We start from the raw sequence: 25,689 nt of genomic DNA, 5'->3' as shown, positions 1-25,689 counted from the left end.
ACAGGGTCACATCGGCACGCCAACCGCGTCGGCGAGGATGCGCATCTCGGGTGTGAGGGTCCGGCGTCGGGCGATGATCGTGCTCACGATGTCCCGGGCGTAGCGCTGGTTGGGAAGCCACTGGGGCGCGGTGGCACGGATGCCTGACAGTACGTCGACAGCCTCCGCATATTGACGGGTGCGGGTGTGGGCGTTGGCCACGTCCAAGAGGTGTCGATTGCGGTTGTTCGATGTGGGGCGAAGGCCCTCTGTAGGGACCTTGGCTGCCAGCTTGAGCACGAGGTCGGGGCGGTCGACGACCATCGCGTTCTCGGTTCGCTTGAGAGCCACCGTCACGGGGCCGAATGCTCTGAGGAAGTCGCCTTCCGGCGCGTACTCCCGTCCCATGGCGACTGCGGCGGAGTGCGCCAGCCGGATGGCGTCCTCCGCCTCGCCGGGGAGGTTGTCCCGTACGGCGGCAGCGGACATGCGCAGCAGCAACCAGCCCCATGCGCTCAGCTCCGCAGGTGTGGCGCGGGAGAGACGGGGCTCGACTTCGTCGGCCCAACGAGTGGCCAGGTCGCGGGCCTCGGTGAGTCGGCCACGCCGGAGCAGGAGCCAGCACATGGTGCTCACCGTCGTCGCGCTGTGCAGACGGTCGGTGGGCGCATCGAGAGAGCGGTCAAGGGCGACCTGCGCCGCCTCGAACTGGCGTGTCTGGGTCAACAGCCAGCCACTGAGCTGCAAGATCCGTGCGCGGACGCTCCGCCCCTCGAGATCGTTCTGTGCCAGGGCGTCTGCGTCTCGCAGGAGCGGAGGAAGGATCACACTCAATTCGGCGAAGCGGTCACCGGAGAACAGCGGCAACGCGGAGTCCAGTGCCTGGCGCAGCCCCGCTGCGGTCGGTGGCTCGTCCAAGCCGTCAGCCGATACGGGCGTCAGGAGTGCACGGCGTACAGGTTCCCACTGGTCATCCGCACTGCTGTCCCCATTCTCGTCACGAGACAAGGCCATGAGGTGAGTGGTCGGCACGTGCAGAGCCGACGCCAGCCGGCGCACGGTTTCCAGCCGCGTGTCCTCACGCTCTCCCTGCTCCAACTTGCGGATCAGGGACAAAGAGACGCCCGACTCGCTGGCCAGTTCACGCTGTGTCAGGCCCCGGCGCTTACGGATCTCCCGGAGCCGCTCCCCAACGTTGGCACCCATGCCATGAGCGTACGCCTGGAGGCACACTGCAGCAGGCAAAAGCAGGGCTGGTGTGCTGCCTAGCCTTGCGTGACTATGGCCGAATGGTCATGGTTCAGACGCCCCGCCTGCTGCTGCGGCGCTGGCGAGACGAAGACATCGCGCCGCTGACGGCCATCAACGCCGACCCCGAAGTGATGCGCTGGATCGGGGACGGCTCGACCCGGGATGAGGAGCAGACCCGTGCCGGCGTCGAGGCGATGGAGCGGGAATGGGAGGCGGAGGGCTTCGGGTTGTTCGCGGTGGAGATCCGGGCAACCGGCCGGCTGGCCGGATTCACCGGCTTGTCAGTGCCCCACTTCCTGCCCGAGGTGCTGCCGGCGGTCGAGGTGGGGTGGCGGCTGGGGCGGGCCTTCTGGGGCAGAGGGCTGGCAAGCGAGGCCGCCTCCGCCGCGGTGCGCTTCGGATTCCACGATCGCGGGCTGGAGAAGATCGTGAGTATCGCCCAGATCGGTCACGGGGCCTCCGAGCGCATCATGGGCAAACTGGGGATGCGCTTGGAGCGCGAGCTGGTGGATCCCGCCTGCGGGCGACCGGTCCGGGTCCGCGCGATCACCAGGTCCGAGTACGACACGCCGCAGCCGTCGTGACGGCGGTCGCGGGGCACCCTAGTCGCGGGCCGCGTCGTGTCCGTCGGTCCCATGCCGGCGGTACGTGGTCCAGATGATCGCCGCGCCCGCCGCCGAGACGGCCGAGCCCACGACCGCCGCGACGTGCATGGCGTCGATGAACGCGGAGTCGGCGAAGGCGGACAGGCGGGGCAGGCCCTGGTGGTGGGCGACGAGGCGGGTGGACTCGGCGGATTCGCGGGCCGTGTCGGCGGCCTGCGGGGGGAGGTCGGTCAGCTTCGGGGTGATCTTGTCGCGGTAGACGGTGGTGAGGACGGAGCCCAGGACGGCCACGCCGAGGACGCCGCCGACCTGGCGCAGGGAGTTGTTGACGGCGGAGCCCGCGCCGGTGCGGTCGGCGGGGAGGACGGACATGATGGCCTCGGTGGTGGGGGCGACGGCGGCGCCCATGCCGAGGCCCTGCAGGACCACGAAGAGCCAGAAGAGCGGGAGTCCGCTGTGCTCGTCGAGGAAGACGTAGCCGCAGAAGCCGGTGGCGGCGATGAGCATGGCGGTGGTGACGACGGGACGGATACCGAACCGCTTGACGAGTACGGCCGAGAACGGGGCGCCCAGCAGGACGCCGGCGGCTATGGGGGCGAGGGTGAGTCCGCAGGTGAGGGGGGACTGGTCGTGGACGCCCTGGAGATAGAACGTCGTGTAGTACATGCAGCCGTTGAGGCCGAAGAAGACGAGCATGACGGCGACGCTGGCGCCGGTGAAGCGGGTGTTGCGGAACAGCCGTACGTCGAAGCTGGGGTTGGGGACGCGGAGTTCCACGATGACGAAGACGGCTATCAGCAGTGCTCCGCCGGACAGGGATATGAGGATGGCCGGATCGGTCCAGTCGTTGCGGTGGCCGCCCTCGATGATGCCCCAGACGATGGCGAACAGGCCGGCGGTGGACAGCAGGACGCCCAGCGGGTCGAACTTCTGCCGGACCTTGGCGGCGGTCCCGGGCAGGAAGGCCAGCGATCCGGCCAGGCAGAGGACGACGATGGGGACGTTGACCAGGAAGACCGAGCCCCACCAGAAGTGGTCGAGCAGCGCGCCGCCGAGCATCGGCCCCGTGGCGATGGCCAGCCCGCTGGAGCCGGACCAGATGGCGATGGCGGTGGCGCGGTGCCGTTCGTCGAAGACCTGGGCTATCAGGGCCAGGGTGGCGGGCATGATCAGGGCGCTGCCGACCCCCATCGCCCCGCGCGCGACGATGAGTTCGGTCGCGGAACCGGCGTAGGCGGCCCACGCCGAGGCGGCGCCGAAGCCGAGCATGCCGGTGAGCAGCAGGGTGCGGTGGCCGTAGCGGTCGGCGAGCACGCCGCCGGTGAACAGCAGCACCGCGAAGACCAGCGTGTAGGAACTGATGCTCCACTGAAGCTGGTTGGGGCTGGCGCCGAGCCCCTCGTCCGGATCGGCGAGGGTTTTCAGCGCCACGTTGAGGACGGTGTTATCCAGCCAAACGGCCAGTTGCGCCAGAACCAGCACCGAAAGCGCGAGCCATTGGCGGCCGGTGGGGGACCCGGAGGAATCGGCGGGAGTGTCGGCGGAGGAGGGCGCGGTGTGCTGAGCGGCCATGTGTGCAGCGCCTTTCGGGGACCACGGGCGGTGCGGTCCGTGTCGTACGACAAGTGATGGCTTGCTGGCGCAACGAGAAGTTACCGCCAGTCAGGGGAGCGGGGGCGACTTCATGGAAACGTCCCGGCCTGTCGCGAACTGCCCCGAAGATTCTGATCTTCCTTGCCTGCAAGCACGCGTGCTGGTTATGGTGCATTGGCGTTGGCGGGGGCTGATCGCTGTTCTGCAAAGGCAACGGGGGGTGCCCTTTGAGCCATTTCGGAATGCAACCAGGTGATTCCAGGCCCAACGGTGAGGGATCGGGTGCGCCGGTCGGCCAGGATCCCGTCGACAACCTCGAAGCCGCCCTCGGCCAGGCCCTGGTGCTGCTGGAGTCCGCGGTCCACCACCACCGCCGCAGCACCCTCGCCTCCGTGGCCGCGGACCTGCCGGTGGACGGCGAGGCGGTCGCGGGCTGGGTGGCCCGGCTGGTGCTGCGGGCCGAGCGGGACGTCGTGTGGAGCCTGCCCGAGATCGCCTCGGAAGCCCACGGCAAGCTCATCGCGCAGACGCTGACGCACCTCGCGGCCAAGGGCGTGCGCACCCGGATGCTCTGCCCGCCGCCGGTGATCCGCGGCGCGCTGTGGGCCCGTACCGTCGGCGCGTTACGCCAGGAAGCAGAGGTACGGGTCTCCCGGGCGGTCCGCCGGGAACTCGTCGTCGTCGACGCCGCCGCCGTCATGGTGCCCGACGCCACCTCGGGCGAGCCGAGCGGCTCCCAGGCCTCACCGGCCTCGATGATCCAGAACTCCACCGTCGCCGACATGCTGCACCACCTGCTCGACGGCGTGTGGGCCACCGCCCAGCGTCCCACCCGGCCCCTGTCCTTCGAGGGCGGCGCCCGCGGCCGCGTATTGCGGGAAGTGCTCACGCTCATGGCCAACGGGTACAAGGACGACGCCGCCGCCCGGAAACTGGGCCTTTCCGTGCGCACCTACCGCCGATACGTCGCCGACATCATGCGTGACCTCAAGGTGGAATCGCGGTTCCAGGCCGGCGTACGCGCCGTACACAGCGGCCTGATGGAGCCGGACGGCGAGTGAGTTCGTGAATGAACTCGCGAGTGGGTGAGTTCGCGAGTGGGCCGTGAGCGGGTTCGCGAGTGGGTGAGTTCGCGAGTGAGTCGTGAGCGGGTTCGCGAGTGGGTGAGTTCGCGAGTGAGTCGTGAGCGGGTTCGCGAGTGAGCCGTGAGTGAGCCGCATCACTTCCATGCAGGTCCCTGACACTCTGAGTCAACGCTCCGTGACCCCGTCAAGGGGCGTGACAGGTAGTGGACTCACACCTTGTAGCGGCCATTGCCCGCCGCCTAGCGTCATGGCCGTTCGTCGGAGACTCCCCCCGCTTGGTTCATGACGAAAGTATGGAGGTGCGCGGCATATGACCGCCATCGTCGAAGAGCGCCAGGAAATCATCAGGGAAATCGTCATAGACATCCTTGAGATCGAGGCCGATGAGGTCACGGACACCAGCCTCTTCAAGGAGGAGCACGACGCCGACTCGCTCCGCGCCATCGAAATCCTGGCGGCGCTGGAGAAGGAGTTCAATGTCGTGATCAATCAGTCTGAACTGGGACGTATGGTCAACCTCAGGGGAGTCTACGAGGTCGTCGCCGAAGCGGCCGGCTGGTAATCGGCGACCGGCCGCACTCCCAGGAGACAGGGCAGCCATGCGAGAGACGACGCCCCGCAGAGTCGTGATCACGGGACTCGGAACGGTGTCCGGCATCGGCGTGGGCACCGCGGACTTCCTTATCGGACTGCGGGCCGGTAAATCCGCCGCGAAACCCATCACCGCATTCGACACCGAAGGCTTCGAGCACGCCATCGGATGCGAGATCGCGGATTTCGATCCCGACCGGTGGATTCAGCACCTCGATGTCCGCACCCTCGGCCGCGCGAGCCAGTTCTCGGTCGCGGCCGCACGCATGGCGGTGGCCGACGCCGGACTCTGCGACCAGGAGCTGCGGGACTCCGCCTGCCTCGTCTCCATCGGCACCACCGACGGCGAGTCGCGCGACCTCGACCACCTCACCGAGGTCTCCGTACGGCAGGGTCCCGAGCAGATGGACCCCGTCGTCGCCCGCCGGGTCCCCGCGGGCCGGCTCTCGGCCGCGATCGCCCAGGAGTTCGGCCTGCGCCGGGTCGAGGCGGTCACCCTGCCCACCGCGTGCGCGGCCGGCAACTACGCCATCGGGTACGGGCTCGACGCGATCCGCGCCGGGGACGTGGCGTACGCCCTGTGCGGCGGCGCCGACGCCCTGTGCCGCAAGACCTTCACCGGCTTCTACCGGCTGGGCACCATCGCCCCCGAGCGCTGCCAGCCCTTCGACGCCGACCGCAAGGGCATCCTCACCGGCGAGGGCGCGGGCGTGCTGCTCATGGAGTCGCTGGAGTCCGCCCTCGCCCGCGGCGCCCGGATCTACGCCGAGGTCCTCGGCTACGGACTGAACTGCGACGCCTCCCACCCCGTCGCCCCCCACCAGGACAGCGTCGCCCGCTGCATGCGGCTGGCCCTGGACGACGCCGGCGTCGCGCCCGCCGAGGTCGACTTCATCTCCGCCCACGGCACCGGCACCAAGGCCAACGACGTCACCGAGGCCGGTGCGATCCGCCAGGTCTTCGGCGACCAGGCCCCGCCGCGCACCGTCTCCCTCAAGTCGATGCTCGGCCACAGCATGGGCGCCGCCAGCGCGCTGGCCTCCATCGGCTGCGCGCTGGCGCTCAGCGAGGGCTTCATCCCGCCCACCGTCAACCACGTCCGCACCGACCCGGAGTGCGGCCTGGACTGCGTACCGAACCACGCCGTCGACGCGGACCTGAAAGTCGTCCAGAACAACGGCCTGGCCTTCGGCGGCAACAACGCCGTCGTCGTCTTCGGCCGTTACGAGCCGGAGCCCGCGAGGGCGACCGCATGAGCCGGCTGATCACCGGCGCCGGTGCCGTGGTGAGCGTCGGCGACGGCGTCGACGAGATCTTCGACGCGCTGTGCGCGGGCACCACCGGGCTGGCCGGACTGCGCGGCTTCGACCGCACCCGGTACCGGACCCGCAACGCCTACGAGATCGACGACCGGCCCGGCGACGGCGACATCCCCGGCCGCGCCACCGCCTGGCTGCTGCGCGCCGTCGAACAGGCCGCCGCCCAGGCCGGCCTCGGCGACGACCTCAGCGACGTACCGATCCTGATCGGAACCGGCCTGCGCGAACTGCGCTCGATCGAACTCGCCCACCGCGACGGCGCCGACTTCGGCCTCGACCGGCTGCACTTCGGCACCGCCCTGCGGGAACGGTTCGGCGCCGCCCGCACCTACACCTTCTCCGGCGCCTGCTCCGCGTCCCTGTACGCCCTCGCCATGGCCTCCGACCTGATCGCCTCCGGCGCCGAGGAACGCGTGATCGCGGCGGGCGTCGACACGCTCACCGAGAGCATGTACGGGCTGCTGGACCGCGTGCACATGGACCCGCCCGAGCGCGTCCAGCCCTTCGACCGCGACCGCCGCGGCGTGCTGATGGGCGACGGGGCGGCCGCCGTGGTGCTGCGCCGCGAGACGCCCGGGGCGGCCCGGGGCGCCCTGGGCAGACTGCGCGCCGTCAGCATGAACTGCGACGCGCGCCACGTCACCGCCCCCGACCCCGAGGGGATCGCCGAAGCGGTCCGCGACGCCCAGCGCCAGGCGGGCGTCAAGCCCGGGGACATCGACCTGGTGCTGCTGCACGGCACCGGCACGCTGCTGAACGACGAGGCCGAGGCCACCGCCATCGCCGAGGTCTTCGGCGCGGACGTCACCGCCCCGCTGATGACCGCCATCAAGTCCATGACCGGACACACCTCCGGCAGCGCCGGGCTGGTCAGCCTGATCGTCGCCCTGCGGGCCATGGACTCGGGCCGGGTGCCGCCCACCGTGGGCCTGACCGACCCGGTCGACGAGGCCGCCGGATTCCGGTTCGCCACCGGCCGGGTCGAGGGCGCGGACATCGGCGTCGCGCAGATCGACGCGTTCGGCTTCGGCGGCGTCAACGCGGTCGCCATCGTGGAGAGGACGGGGCGTTGAGCGCCGCGGGGGCTGCTGTCGGGAGCGCCGAGGCGACCGCCGTCAGGAGCGCCCCGGAGATCGTCGTCACCGGCGTCGGGCTCGCCCTGCCCGGCGCCGCGCACCCCGCGGAGCTGCTGCGCGCCACCCCGGTCGGCACCGACACGTACGACACCACCGCCGTCATCGGCCGCCGCGGCCACCGCTACAAGGACCGCGCGACCCGGCTGGCGCTGTGCGCCGCGGTCGGCGGACTGCGGGACGCGGGGCTGATCCCCGCGGACGGCGAGGAGTTGGCCGTACCCGGCGGCACCGTCGGCGTCGTCGCCAGCTCCAACCTCGGCAACCTCGACACGGTGTGCCGGACCGCCGCCGCCATCGGCGAGCAGGGCGTCACCGCCATCAGCCCGATGGACCTGCCCAACGCCTCCGGCAACGTCGTCGCCTCGACCGTCGCCATCCGCTTCGGGCTGCGTGGACCCAACACCCTGCTGTGCAACGGGCCCGCGTCCGGCCTGGACGCGGTGCACTGGGGCGCCAACCTGGTCGCGGCGGGCCGGATCCGCCATGCCCTCGTCATCGGCGTCGAGACCCGCAACGACATCGTCCAGGAGCTGACCGGCCACGGTGCGGACGAACTCCTGGACGGCGCGGTCGCGCTGGTCCTGGAGAGCGCCGGCGCCGCCCGCGAGCGCGGCGCCGTCCCGGCCGCCGTACTGGGCGCCTACGAGCGCCGAGCGGGCCTGCGCGCCTGCGTCGACGCCCTGCTCGCCGAGGGCGGCGGCGGTGGCGAGAGCCCCGGGATCTGGTTCACGCCGGAACGGTACGAGTCGGCGGGCGGCGGCCGGGTGGGCGGGGGCGACCGCGTGTCCGGGGGCGGTCCTGCCCCTGGAGTTGGACCGGCGCCCGGAGACGGGCCCGTACCCGAAACCGGCCGCGCCACCGGCCCCGCGCCCGTGCCCGACACCGTCCCCCGGCACGACGTCAGCCGCGCCTTCGGCCGGTCCTCCGGCGCCCTCGGCGTCCTGCAGTGCGCCGCCGCGACCGCCTGGATGACCGCGGCGGAAGCCCGCGGCGCCCGCGGCCGGGCCCTGATCACCGCCGGAGACGACGCCGCCGACGGCGTCGCCGGACTCTGGCTCCATCCGTACGGAGCGTCGTGAGCGTCGTGGACACCGAGCCCGCACAGCCCGTGGTGGTACGCCGCGCCCGCGCCGCCCGGACCGAAGGCATCCCGCTGCGGGTCCTGCTCCTGCACGGGCTGGCCGGCAGCGCCGCCGTCTGGGAGCCCTTCGCCGAGCGCGCCGACCCGGTCTGCGAGCTGTGGACGGCCGAACTGCCCTGGCGCGGCTACGGCGTCCGCGGCTGGGCCGACCGCCCTGTCGAGGACTGGGTGGAGCAGGCCGTCGCCCGACTGCCCCACGCCCCCGACGTCGTGATCGGCCACTCCTTCGGCGGCAACGCGGCGCTGGCCTGGCTGAGCCGGCGGGACCCGGCGGACAGCGGTGTCCCGCGCGGCGCCGTGCTGGTCTCCCCGTTCTACCGCCCCCGGCAGGAGCACTTCGACTGGGACGCGATCGCGTACTACCTCAACCGCTTCCAGGACGTCATCGCCGACGGGCTGCGGGTCAGTTCCCGCGGCCGGCTGGCCCCGGCCGTCCAGGAGGAGATGGCCCGCGTGCTCCGGGACCGGATCGGGCCCTACGGCTGGATGCGGTTCTTCGACACGTACCTCGACACCCCGCGGCTGCCGGTCGAGCGGCTGCTCCTGCCGTTCCTGATCCTCGGCGGCGAGACGGACATCGCGGCCTTCCCCCGCGACGCCCGGACGCTGGCAGGGGCGCTGCCCGACGCCACGGCCCGGATCCTGCCGGACGTCGGCCACTTCACGATGGTGGAGCGCGCGGCCGAGTTCGCGGACGCGGTCAACGGCTTCCTCCGCACCCTCAGCCCCGCCCGGCCCGCACCGGGCCGCGGCCCCTCCGCAGATTCCGCCGACCTTCCCGCCATGGAGTACGACTGATGACTGCCGCCGTCGCGCCGACGCTCACCAAGTCCCTGCTCAGCGATGCCACCGTGGTGCGCATGCGGCCCCGCTACGAGGGCGTCAACATCTGCACCTGGATCGGCTTCAAGCACGTCAACTACCTCGTCGAGGAAGCCGTCCTGATCCATCTCAAGGAGTCCGGGCTCTCCGCCCGGCAGCTGTACGAGGAGCACGGCCTGGGCGTCGACTTCGTACGCCTGGACACCCGCATCCTGCACGCCCTGCACCTGGACGACGAGGCCGAGGCCACCGTGGAGCCGGTGCGCGGAAAGCGCGGAAAGCGCGGAAAGCGCGAGAAGGGCGAGAACGGCGAGAAGGGCGAGGAGCAGGCGCTCACCTTCAAGGTGACCCTCCGCGTCGACCGCGACGGCGCGACCGTGAAGGCCGTCACCTCCACGGTCCGCCTGGCGCTGCGCGTCGACACCTACCTGCCGGCGGCCGCCGAGGTCCCGGCCGACCTCCGGCCGTTCGCGGTCGAGCGGCTCGGCGCCGACCTGCCGCCGGTCGCCGACCCGGCCCCGGAGTCCGCCGCGGCCGCCACCGCGGCGCTGGCGGCGGGCGGCGACGAGGAGGCGGTGCTCGCGGCGCTCACGCGCGGCCGCAACGCCCACGCCTGGAAGTGGACCGTCTCCTACCCCTACTGCCACTTCACCGAGCGCCTCCAACTGTCGGGCTACCTGCGGCTGATGGAGGAGGCCAAGGACCGCTTCGTCGCGGCCCGCGGCATCTCCATCAAGACCCTGCTGGACGAGCGGCGCTGGATCCCCGTCGTCCCGCGCTCCCAGGTCCGCGTCGTCGACGAGGCGCTGATGGAGGAGGACCTGTACACGGTCTACACCGTGGAGGAGGTCTTCAAGGACCTCACGTACACCTCCCGCATGGACAACTACGTCATCCGGAACGGCTCGTTCCACCTGGTGCAGACCGGCACCATCACGCACGGCTACGCGGAGATCGCCGACCGCCGGGACTGGCGCCTGGTGCCCTTCGACCAGAAGGTCCTGGACGCCCTCGACGGGAAGCCGGTCGACGCCTGATGGACGACGTACTGGTCACCGGACTGGGCGTGCTCTCCTGCCTGGGCTCCGGCGCCGACACGTACTGGGAGGGCATGAACGCGGCCCGCAGCGCGCCCGGGCGGGTGCCCGACCCGGACGCGCGCATGGACCACCCGCTGCTCTACATGGTGCCGGAGGCCGACCTGCCCGCCGGCCCGCGGGAGCAGGACGGCCTGCTGCTCGGGCGCGCCTCCCAGTTCGCCCTGGAGGCGGCCCGCCAGGCGGTCGCCGACGCGGGGCTGACCCTGCCGGGGGACACCGATCCGCGGCGGGTGGCGGTGGCCATCGCCACCGCCATGGGCGACTCCGGGCTGCACGACCAGTGGCGCTCGGCCGGCGCCGCCGAGGGCGACCGCTGGACGCCCACCTTCGCGGTGTCCTCCGTGGTCGGCGGCCTGCTCGGCGCCCAGGGTGCCAACGTCAGCGTCAGCAACGCCTGCGCGGCCGGCGGCTTCGGGCTCTCCCTGGCCGCCGACCTCATCCGCTGCGGCGAGGCCGACGTGGTCGTCGCAGGCGGCTCCGAGGCGTACTCCCGGGTCGCGCTCGCCTGCTTCAACCGGCTCGGCGCGATCGACCCCGAGCGTTGCCGCCCCTTCGACGCCGCGCGCCAGGGCACCATGTTCGGCGAGGGCGCCGCGGTGCTGGTCCTGGAGTCCGCCGCGCACGCCCGCGAGCGGGGCGCCACCAAGGCGTACGCCACGCTGGCGGGCACCGGCTGGAGCTGCGACGCGTACCACACCACAGCGCCCGAGCCCGGCGGCGAGCAGATCGAACGGGCCATGCGGCAGGCGCTGCGCGAGGCGGGCGCACCGGACGACGGCGGCGGCATCGGGTTCGTGGTGCCGCACGGCACCGGCACCGAGCTGAACGACACCGTCGAGAGCCGGGTGCTCAACACCGTGCTCGGTGCCGCCGCCCGCGACACCCCCGTCTACAGCCTCAAGGCGCTGCTGGGCCACACCGGCGGGGCCGCGGCCGCGCTCGCCGTCGCGACGGCGGCGCTCATCCTGCACCGCGGGTCGGTCCCGCCGAACGTGCCGCTGGGCGAGCGGGACCCCGACTGCGCCGTGCGCCTGCCGACCGGGCCCACCGCGCCGACCGGCCCCTACGGCCTGGTCAACGCCTACGCCTTCGGCGGCAACAACGTGTCCCTCGTACTGAAAGAGGCCACCCTGTGAGCGCTGACCGCGACCTGGTGGTCACCGGCGTCGGCGTCGTCGACGCGGAGGGCTTCGACTACCGCACCGCCCTGGGCCGACGCGGCTACAAGTACCTGCCCACCGCCACCCAGTACTTCCTCGCCGCCGCCAAGCGCGCCCTCGAATCGGCAGGCCAGGACAGCCTGGAAGCCGTGGACCCCGAGCTGCGCGGCGCCGCCGTGGGCACCAACAGCGCGGCCGAGGCGCTCCACGACCGCATGGACCGTACGGTGCTCCAGACCAGCGCGGCGGACCTGAGCCCGGCCCTCGCGCCGTACTTCTCCATCAACCTCTTCGGCAGCAGACCGGCCACCGAGTACGCCCTCAAAGGCTTCAACATCACTCTCGTCGGCCCGCGCGTCGCGGGCTTCGACGCGCTGCGCACCGGGCAGCGCTGCGTGGCGCTGGGCCGCGCCGACTGGCTGCTGGCCGGGGCCACCGAGGAGGCGCTGCCGCCCACCGCGCCGGGCGCGGCGGCGTCCGAGGCGGGGGCCGTGGCCCTGGTGCTGGAGCCGGCCGCCGCGGTCGCGGCCCGGGGCGGCACGGCGTACGGCCGGGTCGCGGCGCGCTCGTTCTTCCTGCCGCCGCGGGCCGCCCACGACCCGGCGCTCGCGCGGGAGCTGCTCGACAGCGCCCTCAAGGAGCTCGGCCACGGCCTCGACACCGGCCTGGCCGCCACCGCCGTCCTCGACGACTCACCCGTCGGCCGGGCCGTCGCCACCGCGCTCGGCGACGGCACGACCCACGTCCCCGCGCGCGCGGGCTGCCTGGAACCGGTGCTGCGCGTGGCCGCCGCGCTGCGCGCGGGCGGAGAAGCCGCTGAGCGCCGCCCGTCCGCCGTCGTCACCGCGGCGGCCGAGGGCAACGTCGCGGTCTGCCTGGTCACCCCGGGCGGCCCGGACACCGAGCGCGACACCGACCACAAGATGAGGAGAGCAGAACGTTGACGTTCTCTCGCCTAAAGGCGGGAGACTCCACGGGTCGCCCCGTGGGTTTCCTGCTTCGTTGCCGACTGCCCGCCCGGAGTTCTCCGTTGAGGTCTTACACCGGCTCCACAGGCCGACACTGCCCGTCCGGCAGCCAGAAGGTTCTTCGCCGCGTTCACGTCCCGGTCGTGGGTCGTGCCGCAGTCGCACGTCCAAGTGCGGACGTGGAGCGGCAACTTGTCAGCCAAGGTGCCGCAGTGGGAGCACAGCTTGGAGGAGGGGAAGAAGCGGTCCACCGCGATCACTTCCCGCCCGTACCAGGCGGCCTTGTACTCCAGCATGCCCCGGAACTCCGACCAGGACGCGTCCGAGATGGCGCGGGCCAGGGTCCGGTTCTTGACCATGTTGCGCACGGTCAGGTCCTCGATTACGAGCGTTTGGTTCTCACGCACGAGCCGAGTGGTCAGTTTGTGCAACGCGTCGCGCCGCCGGTCGGCGATGCGGGCATGGATCTTGGCGACCTTGCGCCGCGCCTTGGCCCGGTTCGCCGAACCCTTGTCCTTCTTCGCGAGGCGGCGCTGGGCCAGGGCAAGGCGAGCCCGGTCGCGCCGCTCGTGCCGGGGGTTGGCGATCTTCTCTCCAGTGGAGAGCGTCAGGAGATGGTCCAGGCCCACGTCAATACCGACCGCTGCATCCGTGGCTGGGAGTGGTTTGATGCCGGGGTCCTCGCACAGCATCGAGACGAACCAGCGGCCCGCACTGTCCTGGGACACGGTCACCGTGGAAGGCTTCGCACCCTCGGGGAGAGACCGGGACCACACGATGTCCAGCGGGTCCGTCATCTTGGCAAGGGTCAGCCTGCCGTCACGGAAGCGGAACGCGGACGTGGTGTACTCGGCGGACTTCCTCGACTTCTTCCGCGACTTGAAACGCGGATACTTCGCCCGCTTGCCGAAGAAGTTGGTAAACGCCACTTGGAGGTGACGCAAGGCCTGCTGGAGCGGGACCGAGGAGACCTCGTTGAGGTAGGCCAGTTCCTCGGTCTTCTTCCACGCCGTCAGCATTGCGGAGGTGGCGTTGTAGTTGACCCGCTCCTGCCGCGCCCACGCCTCCGTGCGGGCGGCGAGCGCCATGTTGTAGACCTTGCGTACGCATCCGAACGTGCGCGACAGCTCTGCCGCCTGCGCATCGGTCGGATAGAAGCGGTACCGATACGCCCGCTTCACGCACGTCATGGTCACGCTCACAAGCTAATGCGACCACAGCTAAAGACCAAACCTGCGGGTCAGAGCACGGTCCTTCGCCTTGACGGCGAAGCCCCGCTCCTTGCTCTCCTCCGCAGGAGTCCGTTTCCCCTCCGCCCTAAAGGGCGCAGCATCCACGGAGGTTACCGATGATCGCCTCTCTGGAAGGCTCCTGGGCCCTGATCCTGGGCGCCTCCAGCGGAATGGGACTGGCGACCGCCCGCGAGCTGGGACGCGCGGGAGTCAACGTCGTCGGCGTGCACTTCGACACCGCCGAAGGCCAGGAGAAGGCCGCCGTCGCCCAGGAGGAGATCCGCTCCGGCGGCGTACAGGCCCACTTCTTCAACGCCAACGCCGCCTCCCCCCGCACCCGCGACGAACTCGTGCCGCGGATCGCCGAGCTGACCGGGGAGAAGGGCGTCAGGATCCTCATGCACTCGCTGGCTTTCGGCACCCTGGTGCCGTTCCTGCCCGCCGACGACACCCCCGGGCTGACCTCCCGTCAGATGACCATGACCCTCGACGTCATGGCCCACTCGCTCGTGTACTGGACACAGGACCTGTTCGGCGCCGGCCTGCTCCGCAAAGGCGCCAAGATCTACGCGATGACCAGCGCGGGCGACGTCAAGGTGACCGCCAACTACGGCGCGGTCTCCGCCGCCAAGTGCGCCCTGGAGTCCCACGTACGCCAGCTCGCCCTGGAACTCGCCCCCACCGGGATCGCGGTCAACGCGCTGCGCGCCGGGGTCACCGTCACCCCGTCGCTGGAGCGCATCCCGGAGAGCGAGCGGCTCATCGCGTACGCCGCGGACACCAACCCGCACCGGCGGCTCACCCGCCCCGAGGACGTCGCCGAGGCCGTCGTCCTGCTGTCCCGCACCGAGTCCTCGTGGATCACCGGCAACGTGATCGGCGTCGACGGCGGCGAGATCCTGACCGGCTGAGGAGCGCACGCGACCATGGTTTCCGCCACCACCGCGGGCGCCCCGCTGATCACCGCCTGGGCCGCCGTGTCGCCCTGGGGCCCGACCAGGGACGACTTCGCCGCCGGACTGGCCTCGGGCCGCGCCACCCGGGTGCCGCTGGACCCCGCGACCTGGGCCGTGCCCCACCCGTACGGCTGCCTGGTCCCGGACTTCTCCCTCCGGGAGACCCTGGGCCGCAAGGGCACCCGCTCCATGGACCGGGCCACCGGGCTCGCCGTCACCGCGCTGCGCGACCTGCTCACCGACCACCCCGCCGACGGGGAGCCCGCCCGGCTCGCCGGGGTCGGCGAGGACACCGGACTGGCGCTGGGCACCAGCACCGGCAGCGCCCAGAGCATCATGGACTTCACCCGCGACTCCCTGGTCGGCGAGAAGCCGTTCTTCGTCGACCCGGCCCGGTTCCCCAACACCGTCATGAACTGCGCCGCCGGGCAGTCCGCCATCTGGCACCGGCTCAAGGGTCCCAACACCACCATCGCCGGCGGCCGCGCCACCGGGCTGCTCGCCCTGCGGTACGCGCTGCGCCTGCGGCGGGCCGGCCGCGCGGACACGGTGCTGTGCGGCGCGGTCGAGGAGTTCTCCGCCGCCCGCGCCTGGCTGGACTGGCACGCCCGGGGCGTGGGCGAGGACCCCGCGGTGCTCGGCGAGGGGGCGGCCGTATGGCTGCTGGAGCCCGCCGGGACCGCCGCGGCGCACGGCCGGACCGGGCTGGCCGAGGTCGCGGGCCTGGAGTTCGGCTTCGCGCCCGGCCCCGGCCAGGCCCGCGCCGCCCTCGCCGACGTCCTACGGCGCCTGCTGGACCGTACGGGCACGGCCCCCGGCGACGTGTGGGCGGTCGCCGACGCCCGGCCACCGGGCGCCGAAGGACAGGCTGAACAGGGCGCGCTGGCCGACGTGCTGGGGGAGCACCGGCCGCGGCGGATCGCGACCGCCGACGCCATCGGGGACACCCACGCCGCGTCGGCGGCGTTCCAGGTCGCCGCCGTGCTCGCCCTCTGCGAGCGCGGCGGCGCCGAGCCCGGCAGCCTCGCCCTGGTCACCTCGGTCGACCGGGACGGCGTCGTCGGCGCCGCCCTGCTGCGGACCCGCTGACGGCCCGGCGGCAGACAGACCCCACCCCACCCCACCGCACGAGAACCGCGACAGAAGGAGACACCGTGTCCGACACCGCCGCCACCCTCGACCTCGACGAGCTGCGCACCCTCATCGCCGACGTGCTCGACGTGGAAGAGGAGGAGGTCACCGAAGACGCCCACTTCGTCGACGACCTGGGCGTCGACTCCCTCATGGCCCTGGAGGTCATGGTCGAGCTGGAGAAGAAGTACTCCATCAAGCTGGGCGAGCGTGAGCTGAAGAAGATCACCTGCCTGCGCGCGGCCCACGACCTGATCGCCGCGAAGCTGGCGAAGCAGGGGCGGTGACCATGCCCGCGCGCGGCTGCGGGCCCGTCGACGGCACGCCCGAGGTCACCGACCCGGGCGCCACCGGCGGGCCCGCGAGGACCGTCGTGCTCGTCGATCCGGCGGAGCGGGTCTTCGCCGGGCACTACCCCGGATTCCCGATCTTCCCCGGCGTCTGCGTCATCGAGTACGCCCGGCTCAGCGCCCTGGCCACCCTGCCGGAGCCGGGCGACCGCTGGACCCTGGCGGCGATCGAGAGCACCCGCTTCCTCAGCCCGGTCCTCCCCGGCGACACCCTCACCACCGAACTCACCTGGGCGCGGGCGGAGGACGGCGACGCCTGGCGGTGCCGGGCCGCCGTGTCCACCGAACGCGGCCGGTCCGCCCAGGTCAGGCTGCGCTTCGCACCCCGGGAGGACCGATGACCCCGCTCACCGTCGCCGGCATCAAGCGGCTGGTGCCGCACCGCCATCCCATGCTGCTCGTGGACCGGGTGACCGAACTGGTGCCGAACGAGCGGGTGACCGCATGGAAGGCCGTCACCGCCAACGAGCCCTGGTACGCCGAGCTCGCCGACGAGGCGCCCGACGCCGCGTACGCGTACCCGTCGGTGCTGCTGGTCGAGTCCTGGTGCCAGGCGGCCGGTGTCCTGGTGACGTGCGAGAAGCCCAACCCGGACGTGCTCGGCGGCCAGGTGATGCTCTTCGCCGGCCTCTCCGACGCGGAGTTCGTCCGCCCCGTGTGGCCCGGCGACGTCGTGGAGCACCGGGTACGGCTCAGCCGTGCGGTCGGCGACGCCGTCATCTTCGAAGGAGAGAGCGTCGTCGGCGGCGAGGTCGTCCTGCGGATCGAGCGCGCCACGATGGCCATGCGCCCGGCGTCGGAGCTCACCGGGGCCGAACCCGCCCCGGGCGAGCCGCGGAAGTAACGGAAGGGAAGAGCGAGTAAATGTCCGACACCACCAGGCGGGTCGCGCTGGTCTCCGGCGGTTCGCGCGGCATCGGCCGCGCCACCGTGCTGCGGCTGGCCCAGGACGGCTTCGACGTGGCGTTCTGCTACCGGGCCGACCCGGACGCCGCCCGCGCGCTGGAGAAGGAGGCGGCCGAGCTGGGCGCCGGCCGGGTGGTCGGCCGCCAGGCCGACGTCTCCGACGCCGACTCGGTACGCGAGCTGGTCGCCTTCACCCAGGAGCAGTTGGGGGACATCGACGTCGCCGTGGTCTGCGCCGGGATCACCCGCGACAACCCGCTGGTGCTGATGCGGGACGAGGAGTGGCACGAGGTCCTCGACGTCAACCTCGACGGCACGTACCACGTCTGCCGGTCCGTGGTCTTCGAGATGATGAAGCGCAAGTCCGGCTGCGTCGTCACCGTCTCCTCGGTGGCCGGGGTCCACGGCAACGCGACGCAGACCAACTACGCCGCGTCCAAGGCCGGGATCATCGGCTTCACCAAGTCCCTCGCCAAGGAGGTCGGCCGCTACAACATCCGGGCCAACGTCGTCGCACCGGGCTTCATCGAGACGGACATGACGGCCGGCCTGTCCGACGGGGTCAGGAAACAGGCGGAGAAGAGCATTCCGCTGCGCCGCTTCGGCCGCCCGGAAGAGGTCGCCGACATGGTCGCGTACCTGGTCCGCGCCGACTACGTCACCGGCGCGGTGTTCCAGGTCGACGGCGGCATCGTCATCTGACCGTCAGCTGAGGGAGGCGGCCGTGGCCGGCAGACGCACCAAAGTGCCCCGTTTCTATTTCAACTTCCGTAGTCCGTACTCCTGGCTCGCCCACCACGACCTGACGGTCCACCATCCGGACGTGGCTCGGGCGGTGGAGTGGCGCCCCTGGTGGGAGCCCGACGAGCGGAACGAACGCCGCGTCAGCGAAGCGGGCGGGCACTTCCCCTACGCCGCCATGTCCCGGGAGAAGCACCTGTACATCCTCCAGGACGTGCGGCGGCTGACCCGGGACCGAGGCCTTCCGGTCACCTGGCCGGTCGACGACAACCCGCTGTGGGAGGTCCCGCATCTGGCGTATTTCGTCGCGCTGGCCGAGGGCAGGGGCCCGGAGTACATCGAGCGCGTCTACCGGGCGCGCTGGCTGGAGGGTCGCGACATTTGCGCCCGGGAGACCGTGGCACAGATCGCCGAAGACCTCGCCCTGCCGGTCGCGAGGATGACCGGCGCCGCCGACGACGAGGAGTTGCGGGAGCGGGAGGGACTGCCCGCGCTCCTCGCGATCGCCCGCGACGGCGCCTTTGGTGTCCCCTTTTTCACGTATGGTTACGACAAGTTCTGGGGCGTGGACCGACTGCCGGCGTTCGTGGCGGCGGTACGCGCCCGCGGCGGGCGGCGTGCGCCGGCACCCCCGTCGGCCGGGCCGTCCCGGCCCGGAGCGGACTTCGTGGCGGCCCGGTCCGGTGACCAGGGCCACGAAGGGGGCTGCGGCTGACCCCGCGCCCGCCGCTCGGGCCGTGTCCGGTGGACCCGGGGCTCCGCCCCCGGACTCCGGTCTCCCCATCCCCGGACGACGCTGTCCGGGGGGACCGCCGACGGGTTGGACACGCCTGCCCGTACGCCCTTCACCTCACGGAGGACGCAGATGCCCGAGTCGGAACCGGCCAGGCGTACCACGCTCAGGAGCCGGGTGCTGTCGACGGCGGCCCTGCCGATAGCGCCCCTGTACGGAGCGGCACTGGCATACCTCGCGTTCCACCCCCGCCGCAAGGGGCGGCGGCTCGCCCACCCGCGCGACTACGGACTGCCCGGCACCGAGCTGAGGATCCCCTTCCGCGCCGGCAAGTACGTCCACGCCTGGCTGTGTCCCGGGGCCGAGGACCGGGTGGTGGTCCTCGGCCACAGCATGGGCACCGACAAGTCACGCAGCCTGGGGCACGCCAAGTTCCTGCACGACGCGGGCTACACGGTCTGCCTGTTCGACCACCGCAACCACGGGGCCAGCAGCCAGGACCCCTCGTGTCTCGGCCTCGCCGACCGCTTCGCCAGCGACCTCACCGCGGTCGTCGCCCACCTGCGCGGGGCGCGCGGCTACGGGGCCGCCCGCGTCGCCGTCTACGGCTTCTCCTTCTCCGGGTTCAGCTCGCTCTGGGCGCTCACCCACAAGGGGTTCTCGGTGGACGCGCTGGTCTGCGACAGCGGGCCGGGGCACGATGTGCCGCCGCTGTTCCGCAAGTTCCTGGAGGCGGACCTGCTGCCGATGCCGGGACCGCTGCGCACCGGGCCCTCCCGGGAGGTGGTGACCGGGGTGCTGTCCGCGCTGGGCACGGCGATGACCGGCGCCCAGTGGCCGCCGCCGGTGACCGGCACGCTCGCCCAGGTGCCGCTGCTGTTCATGTCGGGGGAGCGGGACGCCGTCGTACCGCCGTCGTCCGTGGACGCGCTCGCCGAGCGCTTTCCGCAGGCCGAGACCCATGTGCTGCCGCGCGCCGAGCACCTGCTCGGCCTGGAGACCGACCCTGAGTCGTATGCGAACGTCGTCCTGGATTTCCTCAAGCGGAGTCTGGGGTAATTTCGAGCAACTGACCGCCCGCGAAGGGCGGTTCTTCGGGAAAAGGGAAGAGAGCGCATGCGTAAGGTGCTCATCGCCAATCGTGGCGAAATCGCTGTCCGCGTTGCCCGGGCGTGCCGGGATGCCGGGATCGCGAGCGTTGCCGTGTACGCCGATCCGGATCGGGACGCTGTGCATGTGCGCGCGGCTGATGAGGCCTACGCGCTGGGTGGTGACACCCCGGCCACCAGCTATCTGGACATGGGCAAGGTCCTCTCGGCGGCGAAGGACGCGGGGGCGGACGCGGTCCATCCCGGGTATGGGTTCCTGTCGGAGAACGCGGAGTTCGCGCAGGCGGTGCTGGATGCGGGTCTGATCTGGATCGGTCCGCCGCCGCAGGCGATCCGGGATCTGGGTGACAAGGTCGCTGCTCGTCATATCGCGCAGCGTGCCGGTGCCCCGCTGGTCGCGGGCACCCCCGACCCGGTCTCCGGTGCGCAGGAGGTGGTGGCGTTCGCGGAGGAGCATGGTCTGCCGATCGCGATCAAGGCGGCGTTCGGTGGCGGCGGGCGCGGGTTGAAGGTCGCCCGCACCCTGGAAGAGGTCCCCGAGCTGTACGACTCCGCCGTCCGCGAGGCCGTTGCGGCGTTCGGCCGGGGCGAGTGCTTCGTCGAGCGGTATCTGGACAAGCCCCGCCATGTGGAGACCCAGTGCCTGGCCGACAGTCACGGCAACGTGGTGGTGGTCTCCACCCGTGACTGCTCCCTCCAGCGCCGGCATCAAAAGCTGGTGGAGGAGGCCCCGGCCCCGTTCCTGTCCGTGGAGCAGAACGCCGAGCTGTATGCCGCGTCGAAGGCCATCCTCAAGGAGGCCGGGTATGTGGGTGCGGGCACCGTGGAGTTCCTCGTCGGCGCGGACGGCACGATCTCCTTCCTCGAGGTCAACACCCGCCTGCAGGTCGAGCACCCGGTCACCGAAGAGGTCACCGGCATCGACCTGGTCCGCGAGATGTTCCGCATCGCCGATGGTGAGGAACTGGGCTATGGCGATCCGGTGGTGCGGGGGCACAGTTTCGAGTTCCGTATCAACGGTGAGGACCCGGGCCGGGGTTTCCTGCCCGCCCCCGGCACGGTGACGGCCTTCGCCCCGCCGTCGGGTCCGGGTGTGCGGCTGGACGCGGGTGTGGAGTCCGGGAGTGTGATCGGCCCGGCGTGGGACTCCCTCCTGGCGAAGCTGATCGTCACCGGCGCCACCCGCGAGCAGGCACTGCAGCGGGCGGCCCGCGCCCTGGCGGAGTTCCGCGTGGAGGGCATGGCGACGGCGATCCCGTTCCACCAGGCCGTCGTCACCGACCCGGCGTTCACCGCTGATCCGTTCACGGTCCACACGCGGTGGATCGAGACGGAGTTCGTCAACGAGATCAAGCCGTTTGCTTCTGCTGTGGATGCCGAGGCGGAGGACGAGGCGGGTCGTGAGACGGTCGTCGTCGAGGTCGGCGGCAAGCGTCTGGAGGTCTCCCTCCCCGCCTCCCTGGGCGTGGCCACGGTCGGCGCCGGCGGTGGTGGGGGTGCGCGTAAGCCGAAGCGGAAGGCGGCGAAGAAGACCGGCTCGGCCGTGTCCGGAGACGCGTTGGCCTCCCCGATGCAGGGCACGATCGTGAAGGTCGCGGTCGAGGAAGGCCAGCAGGTCGCAGAAGGCGACCTCGTCGTCGTCCTGGAAGCGATGAAGATGGAACAGCCCCTCAATGCCCACCGCGCGGGCACCATCAAGGGCCTGACCGCCGAAGTCGGCGCCTCCCTCACCTCCGGCGCCGTCATCTGCGAGATCAAGGACTGAGCTTCGACCTGAACCACCAGTAACCCCCGGAATGCGCAGGGTTTCCGGGGGCCTACCATGGTCATGAATATCGAAAATTTAATCTTTGACGACCAATTGTTCGAGGCCGAGTCGACGAAATCGAGCATGTGAAGGTTCCAAGGAGGCGCCCCTTCCCTGCCCTCGGGGTGGCTTTCTAAACGTAGGGGTACCCCCTACGTCAAGTGCCATGCTAGACATGACTCTTGTCAGGAACGTCGTGCTCCAGATGTCTGACCACGCGAGCAGGACAGTGCCCATACGAGAAACCTAAGGAATGGCCGTCGGCATCATGGGTGAGCAGCGAGAGAGCAGCACGTGGGTGCGCCGATTCCACCCGTCCGAGGAGAGTCGGCTCCGGCTGGTCTGCCTGCCGCACGCGGGCGGTTCCGCGCCGTTCTATTTCCCGATGTCCCGGGAGCTTTCTCCGGCGATCGACGTCCTTTCGGTGCAGTACCCGGGGCGGCAGGACCGGCACATGGACCCGCGGATCGAGAACATCCACGAATACGCGGACGTCATCGCCGCGGAGATCAAGCCCTGGCTGGACCTGCCCACCGCGTTCTTCGGGCACAGCATGGGCGCGGCCATCGCCTTCGAGGTGATCCGCCGTCTGGAACAGGACCCGGCGTTCAGCGCGGTCGCCCTCTTCGCCTCCGGCCGCCGGGCGCCGTCCTGTTACCGGGACGAAAACGTGCACACCCGGGACGACGACGGGATCGTGGCGGACATGAAGCTCCTCAGCGGCACCGACGCGCAGGTCCTCGGCAACGAGGAGATCCTGCGCATGGTGCTCCCGGCCGTCCGCGGCGACTACACCGCCATCGAGACCTACCGCTCCGAGCCCGGCGCCACCGTCCGCGCCCCCGTCACCGTCCTCACCGGCGACGCGGACCCCCGCACGAGCCTCGACGAGGCCGGGGCATGGCGTGAGCACACCACCGGGGCCTTCGACCTCCAGGTGTTCCCCGGCGGCCACTTCTTTTTGGCCAACCACCAGGAAAAGATTCTGAAGCTCGTGGCCGACGGAATGTCGGCCCCCGGCGCCCGATAGTCCCGACCGCTCACGACAGACCACCGAAGCAATCAAGGCGGCATGCCCGACGCCTGAATCGACCATCAGGCATCGGGCCCCGCTTTCTCTTTCTCGGGGGATGAACGTCTTTGCCTGCGACCCTGTCAACCTCTTCGCCCGCGACCGTTTCCGAGCGGGAGAACCACGTGGCCGCGCTGCGCGAAATGCTGCGCTGCGCGCAACAGGGCCGGGGAAAGCTCGCCCTCGTCAGCGGCGCCGTGGCCAGCGGGAAAACCGACCTGCTCGACACCTTCAGCGGACACGCCATCGAATCCGGCGCGCTGCTGCTGGAGGTCACCGGTTCCCGAGCCGAGCGTGAGCTGCCGTTCGGCCTGCTCAAGAAGCTCTTCGACAACGCTGCCATACCCCCCGCCACCCGCGCGGAGGCGGCCCGCCTCCTGGACGACCACGACCTGCGCGCCACCGCCCCGGGGCGCATGCGCATGATGTCCGACGTGTCGTCGGTGCTGCTGCGGCTGGCCGAGGAGCGCACCCTCGTCCTCGCCGTCGACGACGTGCACTGCGGCGACGAGCACTCCCTCCAGTTCCTGCTGCACCTGGCCCGCCGGGTCCGCCAGGCCAAGGCCCTGGTCGTGCTCACCGAGTCGACCCGGCTCCGCCAGGACCAGCTCGCCTTCCACGCCGAACTGCTGCGCCAGCCCAACTGCGCCCGGCTGCGGCTGCACCTGCTCACCGAGTCCGGCACCGCCGAGATGCTGTCCGGCCATGTCTCCGCCGCCGTCGCGGCCCGGCTGGCGCCCGAGTGCCACCGCGTCACGGGCGGCAGCCCCCTGCTGCTGCGGGCTCTGCTGGAGGACTGGCGGACCGGCGGCGAGTGCGGGGAGTCCCGGCAGCGCCCGGCGCCCGGCGAGACCTTCGAACAGGCCGTACTCGACTGCCTGCACCGGGGCGAGCCCGACGTCCTGACGATCGCCCGGGGCGTGGCCGTGCTCGGCGACGCGGGCTCCCCGCACCTCCTCGGCCGACTGCTCGACACGGGAGTCGGCACCGTCGAACAGGGCCTGCAGGATCTCCAGCAGTGCGCCATCCTCGACGGGGCGGGCTTCCGCGACACCGCGGCTCGCGCCGCCGTCCTCGACGCCGTCCCCGCACCGGTCCTCTCCGAACTCCACCGCCGCGCCGCCGAACTGCTGCACGGCGACGGCGCGGCCGCCCTCGAGGTCGGCCGGCACCTGGTCGCCGCCCGGCAGGAGGCCGAGCGCTGGACCGTGCCCATCCTGCGCGAGGCCGCCGAGTACGCCCTGGTCGAAGAGGACCTCGACTTCGCCCTGCGCTGCCTGGAACTCGCCTACGACGCCTGCGCGGAGGGCCCGCTGCGGGCCGAACTCAAGACCCGTATGGTCAGCGTCGCCTGGCGGCTCGGCCCGGCCGGCGCCGACGGCCACCTGCCGCAGCTGGCCACCGCGGCCGCGAACGGCCAGGTCGCCCCGCGCGACCTTGCCATGACCGTCGCGTACCTGGCGTGGTCGGGGCGGCTGGAGACGGCCGCCGACGCCATCGACGAGATCACCCGTACCGTGCCCCGTGGCCGGCACGCCGCCGCCGACCCGCTGCCCGGCGCGGCCGTCGCCGCCGCCGGCCAGTGGCTGACGATGCTCAGCCCGCCGCTGCGCGACCGTATCCCCACCGCCGGCGGCGCCCCCACCGCGTTCATCGGGCCGAGGGACCTGGCGGGGGAGGCGTACGCCCAGTCCGCCGCCACGCTCACCGCCGCGCTCGGCGGCGGCTGCGGCGGCCGCGCGGAGATCGAGGCCGAACGCGTCCTGCAGCGCTACCACCTGAGCGACGGCGCCCTCCAGCCCCTGGTCTTCGCCCTGCTGGCCCTGGTCTACGCCGACCGGCTGGACCTGGCCCTGTCCTGGTGCGAGCGGCTGCTGGGCGAGTGCGCGGCACGCCGGGTGCCGACCTGGCAGGCCCTGCTCTCCGCGGTACGGGCCGAGATCGCCCTGCGCCAGGGCGACCTGCCGGTCGCCGCCCACCAGGCGCGCTCGGCCATGGCGCGGATCAGCGTGCAGGGCTGGGGGATCGGCATCGGCCTGCCGCTGGCCACCCTGATCCAGGCCGAGACGGGCATGGGCCGGTACGACGAGGCCATGGCCCTGCTGGAACAGCCCATCCCCGACGCGCTCTTCCAGACCCTGCCCGGACTGCACTACCTGCGCGCCCGCGGCCGCTGCCACCTGGCCACCGGCCGCTACCACGCCGCCCTGGGCGACTTCACCGCCTGCGGTGAGCTGATGGAGGCGTGGCGGCTGGACGCCCCCGAGCTGGTCCCGTGGCGGCTGGACGCGGCGGAGGCGTGGCTCGCGCTCGGCGAGCCGCAGCGGGCCAGGGCGCTGGCCGACGACCAACTTCGGCGCGGCTCCGACCGCCCGCGGCTGCGCGGCGCGCTGCTGCTGGCCCTGGCCCGCACGGACGACCTCAAGCGCCGCCTCCCCGCGCTCAAGGAGGCCGTCGAGATCCTCGAAGCGGGTGACGACCGGCTCCAACTGGCCATTGCTCTGGGTGAGTTGGGGCGCGGATACCGGTCTTTGGGGGACTTCAACCGGGCCCGGATGCTCGTCCGCAAGGCATGGCACGTGGCCAAGGCGTGCGGCGCCGAGCCGCTGTGCCGGCAGCTGATCCCCAGCCACGCCGAAACGGGCGACCTGGTGGCCCCGGCACAGCCGGGCCGCGAGGCGGACCCGCAGCGGGAGATGGAGGTGCTGACCGAGGCGGAGGCGCGGGTCGCCCTGCTGGCCGCGCACGGCAACACCAACCGGGAGATAGCCTCCAAGCTTTTCGTCACCGTCAGCACGGTGGAGCAGCACCTCACCCGCATCTACCGCAAGCTGAAGGTCAAGCGGCGCCGCGACCTGCCGGCGAAGCTGGCCGACAGCGCGCTCACCGGGATCGCCTGACC

24 protein-coding genes are annotated in these 25,689 nt (G+C 71.8%); 21 read left to right on the top strand and 3 right to left on the bottom strand.

The window, feature by feature from the left end; all coding sequences use genetic code 11:
* Nucleotides 1-6: 6 nt before the first annotated feature.
* Nucleotides 7-1,185, bottom strand: coding sequence for a helix-turn-helix domain-containing protein (locus Q3Y56_RS11950; protein ID WP_304461928.1), 1,179 nt, complete (start codon nucleotides 1,183-1,185; stop codon nucleotides 7-9).
* Between the two features lie 83 nt (nucleotides 1,186-1,268).
* Here Q3Y56_RS11950 and Q3Y56_RS11945 point away from each other — a divergent pair, with 83 nt between their 5' ends.
* Nucleotides 1,269-1,814: a GNAT family N-acetyltransferase gene (locus Q3Y56_RS11945; protein WP_304465562.1), complete on the top strand. Its 546-nt coding sequence runs from the start codon at nucleotides 1,269-1,271 to the stop codon at nucleotides 1,812-1,814.
* A gap of 18 nt (nucleotides 1,815-1,832) precedes the next feature.
* Here the strand turns inward: Q3Y56_RS11945 and Q3Y56_RS11940 are convergent, their stop codons facing one another.
* Nucleotides 1,833-3,407: an MFS transporter gene (locus Q3Y56_RS11940; RefSeq protein ID WP_304461927.1), complete on the bottom strand. Its 1,575-nt coding sequence runs from the start codon at nucleotides 3,405-3,407 to the stop codon at nucleotides 1,833-1,835.
* 263 nt (nucleotides 3,408-3,670) lie between these two features.
* Between Q3Y56_RS11940 and Q3Y56_RS11935 the strand changes: the two genes are divergently transcribed.
* From Q3Y56_RS11935 to Q3Y56_RS11895, 9 genes are all read left to right on the top strand, one after another.
* Nucleotides 3,671-4,489 (top strand): helix-turn-helix transcriptional regulator, encoded by an 819-nt coding sequence (locus tag Q3Y56_RS11935; RefSeq protein ID WP_304461926.1) that lies wholly within the window; start codon nucleotides 3,671-3,673, stop codon nucleotides 4,487-4,489.
* Nucleotides 4,490-4,823: 334 nt separating this feature from the next.
* Nucleotides 4,824-5,075, top strand: coding sequence for an acyl carrier protein (locus Q3Y56_RS11930; protein WP_304461925.1), 252 nt, complete (start codon nucleotides 4,824-4,826; stop codon nucleotides 5,073-5,075).
* Between the two features lie 37 nt (nucleotides 5,076-5,112).
* Nucleotides 5,113-6,360 carry a beta-ketoacyl synthase gene (locus Q3Y56_RS11925; protein ID WP_304461924.1) on the top strand — a complete coding sequence of 416 codons (1,248 nt, stop codon included), beginning with the start codon at nucleotides 5,113-5,115 and terminating at the stop codon, nucleotides 6,358-6,360.
* Nucleotides 6,357-7,496, top strand: coding sequence for a beta-ketoacyl synthase (locus tag Q3Y56_RS11920; protein ID WP_304461923.1), 1,140 nt, complete (start codon nucleotides 6,357-6,359; stop codon nucleotides 7,494-7,496). Before Q3Y56_RS11925 ends, Q3Y56_RS11920 begins: the two co-directional genes overlap by 4 nt.
* Nucleotides 7,493-8,638, top strand: a complete 1,146-nt coding sequence (locus tag Q3Y56_RS11915; RefSeq protein ID WP_304461922.1) for a beta-ketoacyl synthase N-terminal-like domain-containing protein — start codon at nucleotides 7,493-7,495, stop codon at nucleotides 8,636-8,638. Before Q3Y56_RS11920 ends, Q3Y56_RS11915 begins: the two co-directional genes overlap by 4 nt.
* On the top strand, nucleotides 8,635-9,498 hold the full coding sequence (locus Q3Y56_RS11910; protein WP_304461921.1) for an alpha/beta fold hydrolase: 864 nt from the start codon (nucleotides 8,635-8,637) through the stop codon (nucleotides 9,496-9,498). The genes Q3Y56_RS11915 and Q3Y56_RS11910 overlap by 4 nt, the downstream gene beginning before the upstream one ends.
* Nucleotides 9,498-10,559 carry a hypothetical protein gene (locus Q3Y56_RS11905; protein ID WP_304461920.1) on the top strand — a complete coding sequence of 354 codons (1,062 nt, stop codon included), beginning with the start codon at nucleotides 9,498-9,500 and terminating at the stop codon, nucleotides 10,557-10,559. The genes Q3Y56_RS11910 and Q3Y56_RS11905 overlap by 1 nt, the downstream gene beginning before the upstream one ends.
* The gene (locus Q3Y56_RS11900) at nucleotides 10,559-11,758 is read left to right on the top strand and encodes a beta-ketoacyl synthase (protein WP_304461919.1); all 1,200 of its coding nucleotides are present in this window, start codon (nucleotides 10,559-10,561) and stop codon (nucleotides 11,756-11,758) included. Before Q3Y56_RS11905 ends, Q3Y56_RS11900 begins: the two co-directional genes overlap by 1 nt.
* The gene (locus Q3Y56_RS11895; RefSeq protein WP_304461918.1) at nucleotides 11,755-12,726 is read left to right on the top strand and encodes a beta-ketoacyl synthase N-terminal-like domain-containing protein; all 972 of its coding nucleotides are present in this window, start codon (nucleotides 11,755-11,757) and stop codon (nucleotides 12,724-12,726) included. The genes Q3Y56_RS11900 and Q3Y56_RS11895 overlap by 4 nt, the downstream gene beginning before the upstream one ends.
* 11 nt (nucleotides 12,727-12,737) lie before the next feature.
* Here the strand turns inward: Q3Y56_RS11895 and Q3Y56_RS11890 are convergent, their stop codons facing one another.
* Nucleotides 12,738-13,940: an RNA-guided endonuclease TnpB family protein gene (locus tag Q3Y56_RS11890; RefSeq protein ID WP_304465561.1), complete on the bottom strand. Its 1,203-nt coding sequence runs from the start codon at nucleotides 13,938-13,940 to the stop codon at nucleotides 12,738-12,740.
* Between the two features lie 158 nt (nucleotides 13,941-14,098).
* Here Q3Y56_RS11890 and Q3Y56_RS11885 point away from each other — a divergent pair, with 158 nt between their 5' ends.
* From Q3Y56_RS11885 to Q3Y56_RS11835, 11 genes are all read left to right on the top strand, one after another.
* On the top strand, nucleotides 14,099-14,893 hold the full coding sequence (locus Q3Y56_RS11885; protein WP_304461917.1) for an SDR family oxidoreductase: 795 nt from the start codon (nucleotides 14,099-14,101) through the stop codon (nucleotides 14,891-14,893).
* 15 nt (nucleotides 14,894-14,908) lie between these two features.
* The gene (locus tag Q3Y56_RS11880) at nucleotides 14,909-16,027 is read left to right on the top strand and encodes a beta-ketoacyl synthase N-terminal-like domain-containing protein (RefSeq protein WP_304461916.1); all 1,119 of its coding nucleotides are present in this window, start codon (nucleotides 14,909-14,911) and stop codon (nucleotides 16,025-16,027) included.
* Between the two features lie 65 nt (nucleotides 16,028-16,092).
* The gene (locus Q3Y56_RS11875; RefSeq protein ID WP_304461915.1) at nucleotides 16,093-16,356 is read left to right on the top strand and encodes an acyl carrier protein; all 264 of its coding nucleotides are present in this window, start codon (nucleotides 16,093-16,095) and stop codon (nucleotides 16,354-16,356) included.
* A gap of 2 nt (nucleotides 16,357-16,358) precedes the next feature.
* Nucleotides 16,359-16,760 carry a 3-hydroxyacyl-ACP dehydratase FabZ family protein gene (locus tag Q3Y56_RS11870; RefSeq protein WP_304465560.1) on the top strand — a complete coding sequence of 134 codons (402 nt, stop codon included), beginning with the start codon at nucleotides 16,359-16,361 and terminating at the stop codon, nucleotides 16,758-16,760.
* Nucleotides 16,757-17,263, top strand: a complete 507-nt coding sequence (locus Q3Y56_RS11865) for a beta-hydroxyacyl-ACP dehydratase (RefSeq protein WP_304461914.1) — start codon at nucleotides 16,757-16,759, stop codon at nucleotides 17,261-17,263. The genes Q3Y56_RS11870 and Q3Y56_RS11865 overlap by 4 nt, the downstream gene beginning before the upstream one ends.
* 20 nt (nucleotides 17,264-17,283) lie before the next feature.
* Entirely contained in the window at nucleotides 17,284-18,027 is a 744-nt protein-coding gene (fabG, locus tag Q3Y56_RS11860) for a 3-oxoacyl-[acyl-carrier-protein] reductase (protein ID WP_304461913.1), read from the top strand.
* A gap of 22 nt (nucleotides 18,028-18,049) precedes the next feature.
* Nucleotides 18,050-18,781, top strand: coding sequence for a 2-hydroxychromene-2-carboxylate isomerase (locus Q3Y56_RS11855; RefSeq protein WP_304461912.1), 732 nt, complete (start codon nucleotides 18,050-18,052; stop codon nucleotides 18,779-18,781).
* Between the two features lie 150 nt (nucleotides 18,782-18,931).
* On the top strand, nucleotides 18,932-19,858 hold the full coding sequence (locus tag Q3Y56_RS11850; protein WP_304461911.1) for an alpha/beta hydrolase: 927 nt from the start codon (nucleotides 18,932-18,934) through the stop codon (nucleotides 19,856-19,858).
* A 57-nt stretch (nucleotides 19,859-19,915) separates the two neighbouring features.
* Nucleotides 19,916-21,673 (top strand): biotin carboxylase N-terminal domain-containing protein, encoded by a 1,758-nt coding sequence (locus Q3Y56_RS11845; protein ID WP_304461910.1) that lies wholly within the window; start codon nucleotides 19,916-19,918, stop codon nucleotides 21,671-21,673.
* A 310-nt stretch (nucleotides 21,674-21,983) separates the two neighbouring features.
* Nucleotides 21,984-22,745, top strand: a complete 762-nt coding sequence (locus Q3Y56_RS11840; RefSeq protein ID WP_304461909.1) for a thioesterase II family protein — start codon at nucleotides 21,984-21,986, stop codon at nucleotides 22,743-22,745.
* A gap of 110 nt (nucleotides 22,746-22,855) precedes the next feature.
* A complete protein-coding gene (locus Q3Y56_RS11835; RefSeq protein WP_369696735.1) occupies nucleotides 22,856-25,687 on the top strand; it encodes an AAA family ATPase in 2,832 nt (943 codons plus the stop codon).
* Nucleotides 25,688-25,689 lie beyond the last annotated feature (2 nt).

It is taken from the genome of Streptomyces sp. XD-27 (genome assembly GCF_030553055.1).
Taxonomy (GTDB): Bacteria; Actinomycetota; Actinomycetes; order Streptomycetales; family Streptomycetaceae; genus Streptomyces.
The sequence above is the reverse complement of the archived record's forward strand: the minus strand, read 5'-3'. Positions and strand labels throughout refer to the sequence as shown.

What these genes read in the sequence shown, in the direction of transcription:
- Q3Y56_RS11845 (WP_304461910.1), top strand. Translation starts at nt 19,916, where the DNA reads ATGCGTAAGGTGCTCATCGCCAATCGTGGCGAAATCGCTGTCCGCGTT.
- Q3Y56_RS11850 (WP_304461911.1), top strand. Translation starts at nt 18,932, where the DNA reads ATGCCCGAGTCGGAACCGGCCAGGCGTACCACGCTCAGGAGCCGGGTG.
- Q3Y56_RS11905 (WP_304461920.1), top strand. Translation starts at nt 9,498, where the DNA reads ATGACTGCCGCCGTCGCGCCGACGCTCACCAAGTCCCTGCTCAGCGAT.
- Q3Y56_RS11900 (WP_304461919.1), top strand. Translation starts at nt 10,559, where the DNA reads ATGGACGACGTACTGGTCACCGGACTGGGCGTGCTCTCCTGCCTGGGC.
- Q3Y56_RS11870 (WP_304465560.1), top strand. Translation starts at nt 16,359, where the DNA reads ATGCCCGCGCGCGGCTGCGGGCCCGTCGACGGCACGCCCGAGGTCACC.
- Q3Y56_RS11950 (WP_304461928.1), bottom strand. Translation starts at nt 1,185, where the DNA reads ATGGGTGCCAACGTTGGGGAGCGGCTCCGGGAGATCCGTAAGCGCCGG.
- Q3Y56_RS11890 (WP_304465561.1), bottom strand. Translation starts at nt 13,940, where the DNA reads ATGACGTGCGTGAAGCGGGCGTATCGGTACCGCTTCTATCCGACCGAT.
- fabG (WP_304461913.1), top strand. Translation starts at nt 17,284, where the DNA reads ATGTCCGACACCACCAGGCGGGTCGCGCTGGTCTCCGGCGGTTCGCGC.
- Q3Y56_RS11945 (WP_304465562.1), top strand. Translation starts at nt 1,269, where the DNA reads ATGGTCATGGTTCAGACGCCCCGCCTGCTGCTGCGGCGCTGGCGAGAC.
- Q3Y56_RS11880 (WP_304461916.1), top strand. Translation starts at nt 14,909, where the DNA reads ATGGTTTCCGCCACCACCGCGGGCGCCCCGCTGATCACCGCCTGGGCC.
- Q3Y56_RS11885 (WP_304461917.1), top strand. Translation starts at nt 14,099, where the DNA reads ATGATCGCCTCTCTGGAAGGCTCCTGGGCCCTGATCCTGGGCGCCTCC.
- Q3Y56_RS11920 (WP_304461923.1), top strand. Translation starts at nt 6,357, where the DNA reads ATGAGCCGGCTGATCACCGGCGCCGGTGCCGTGGTGAGCGTCGGCGAC.
- Q3Y56_RS11940 (WP_304461927.1), bottom strand. Translation starts at nt 3,407, where the DNA reads ATGGCCGCTCAGCACACCGCGCCCTCCTCCGCCGACACTCCCGCCGAT.
- Q3Y56_RS11840 (WP_304461909.1), top strand. Translation starts at nt 21,984, where the DNA reads ATGGGTGAGCAGCGAGAGAGCAGCACGTGGGTGCGCCGATTCCACCCG.
- Q3Y56_RS11935 (WP_304461926.1), top strand. Translation starts at nt 3,671, where the DNA reads ATGCAACCAGGTGATTCCAGGCCCAACGGTGAGGGATCGGGTGCGCCG.
- Q3Y56_RS11930 (WP_304461925.1), top strand. Translation starts at nt 4,824, where the DNA reads ATGACCGCCATCGTCGAAGAGCGCCAGGAAATCATCAGGGAAATCGTC.
- Q3Y56_RS11925 (WP_304461924.1), top strand. Translation starts at nt 5,113, where the DNA reads ATGCGAGAGACGACGCCCCGCAGAGTCGTGATCACGGGACTCGGAACG.
- Q3Y56_RS11865 (WP_304461914.1), top strand. Translation starts at nt 16,757, where the DNA reads ATGACCCCGCTCACCGTCGCCGGCATCAAGCGGCTGGTGCCGCACCGC.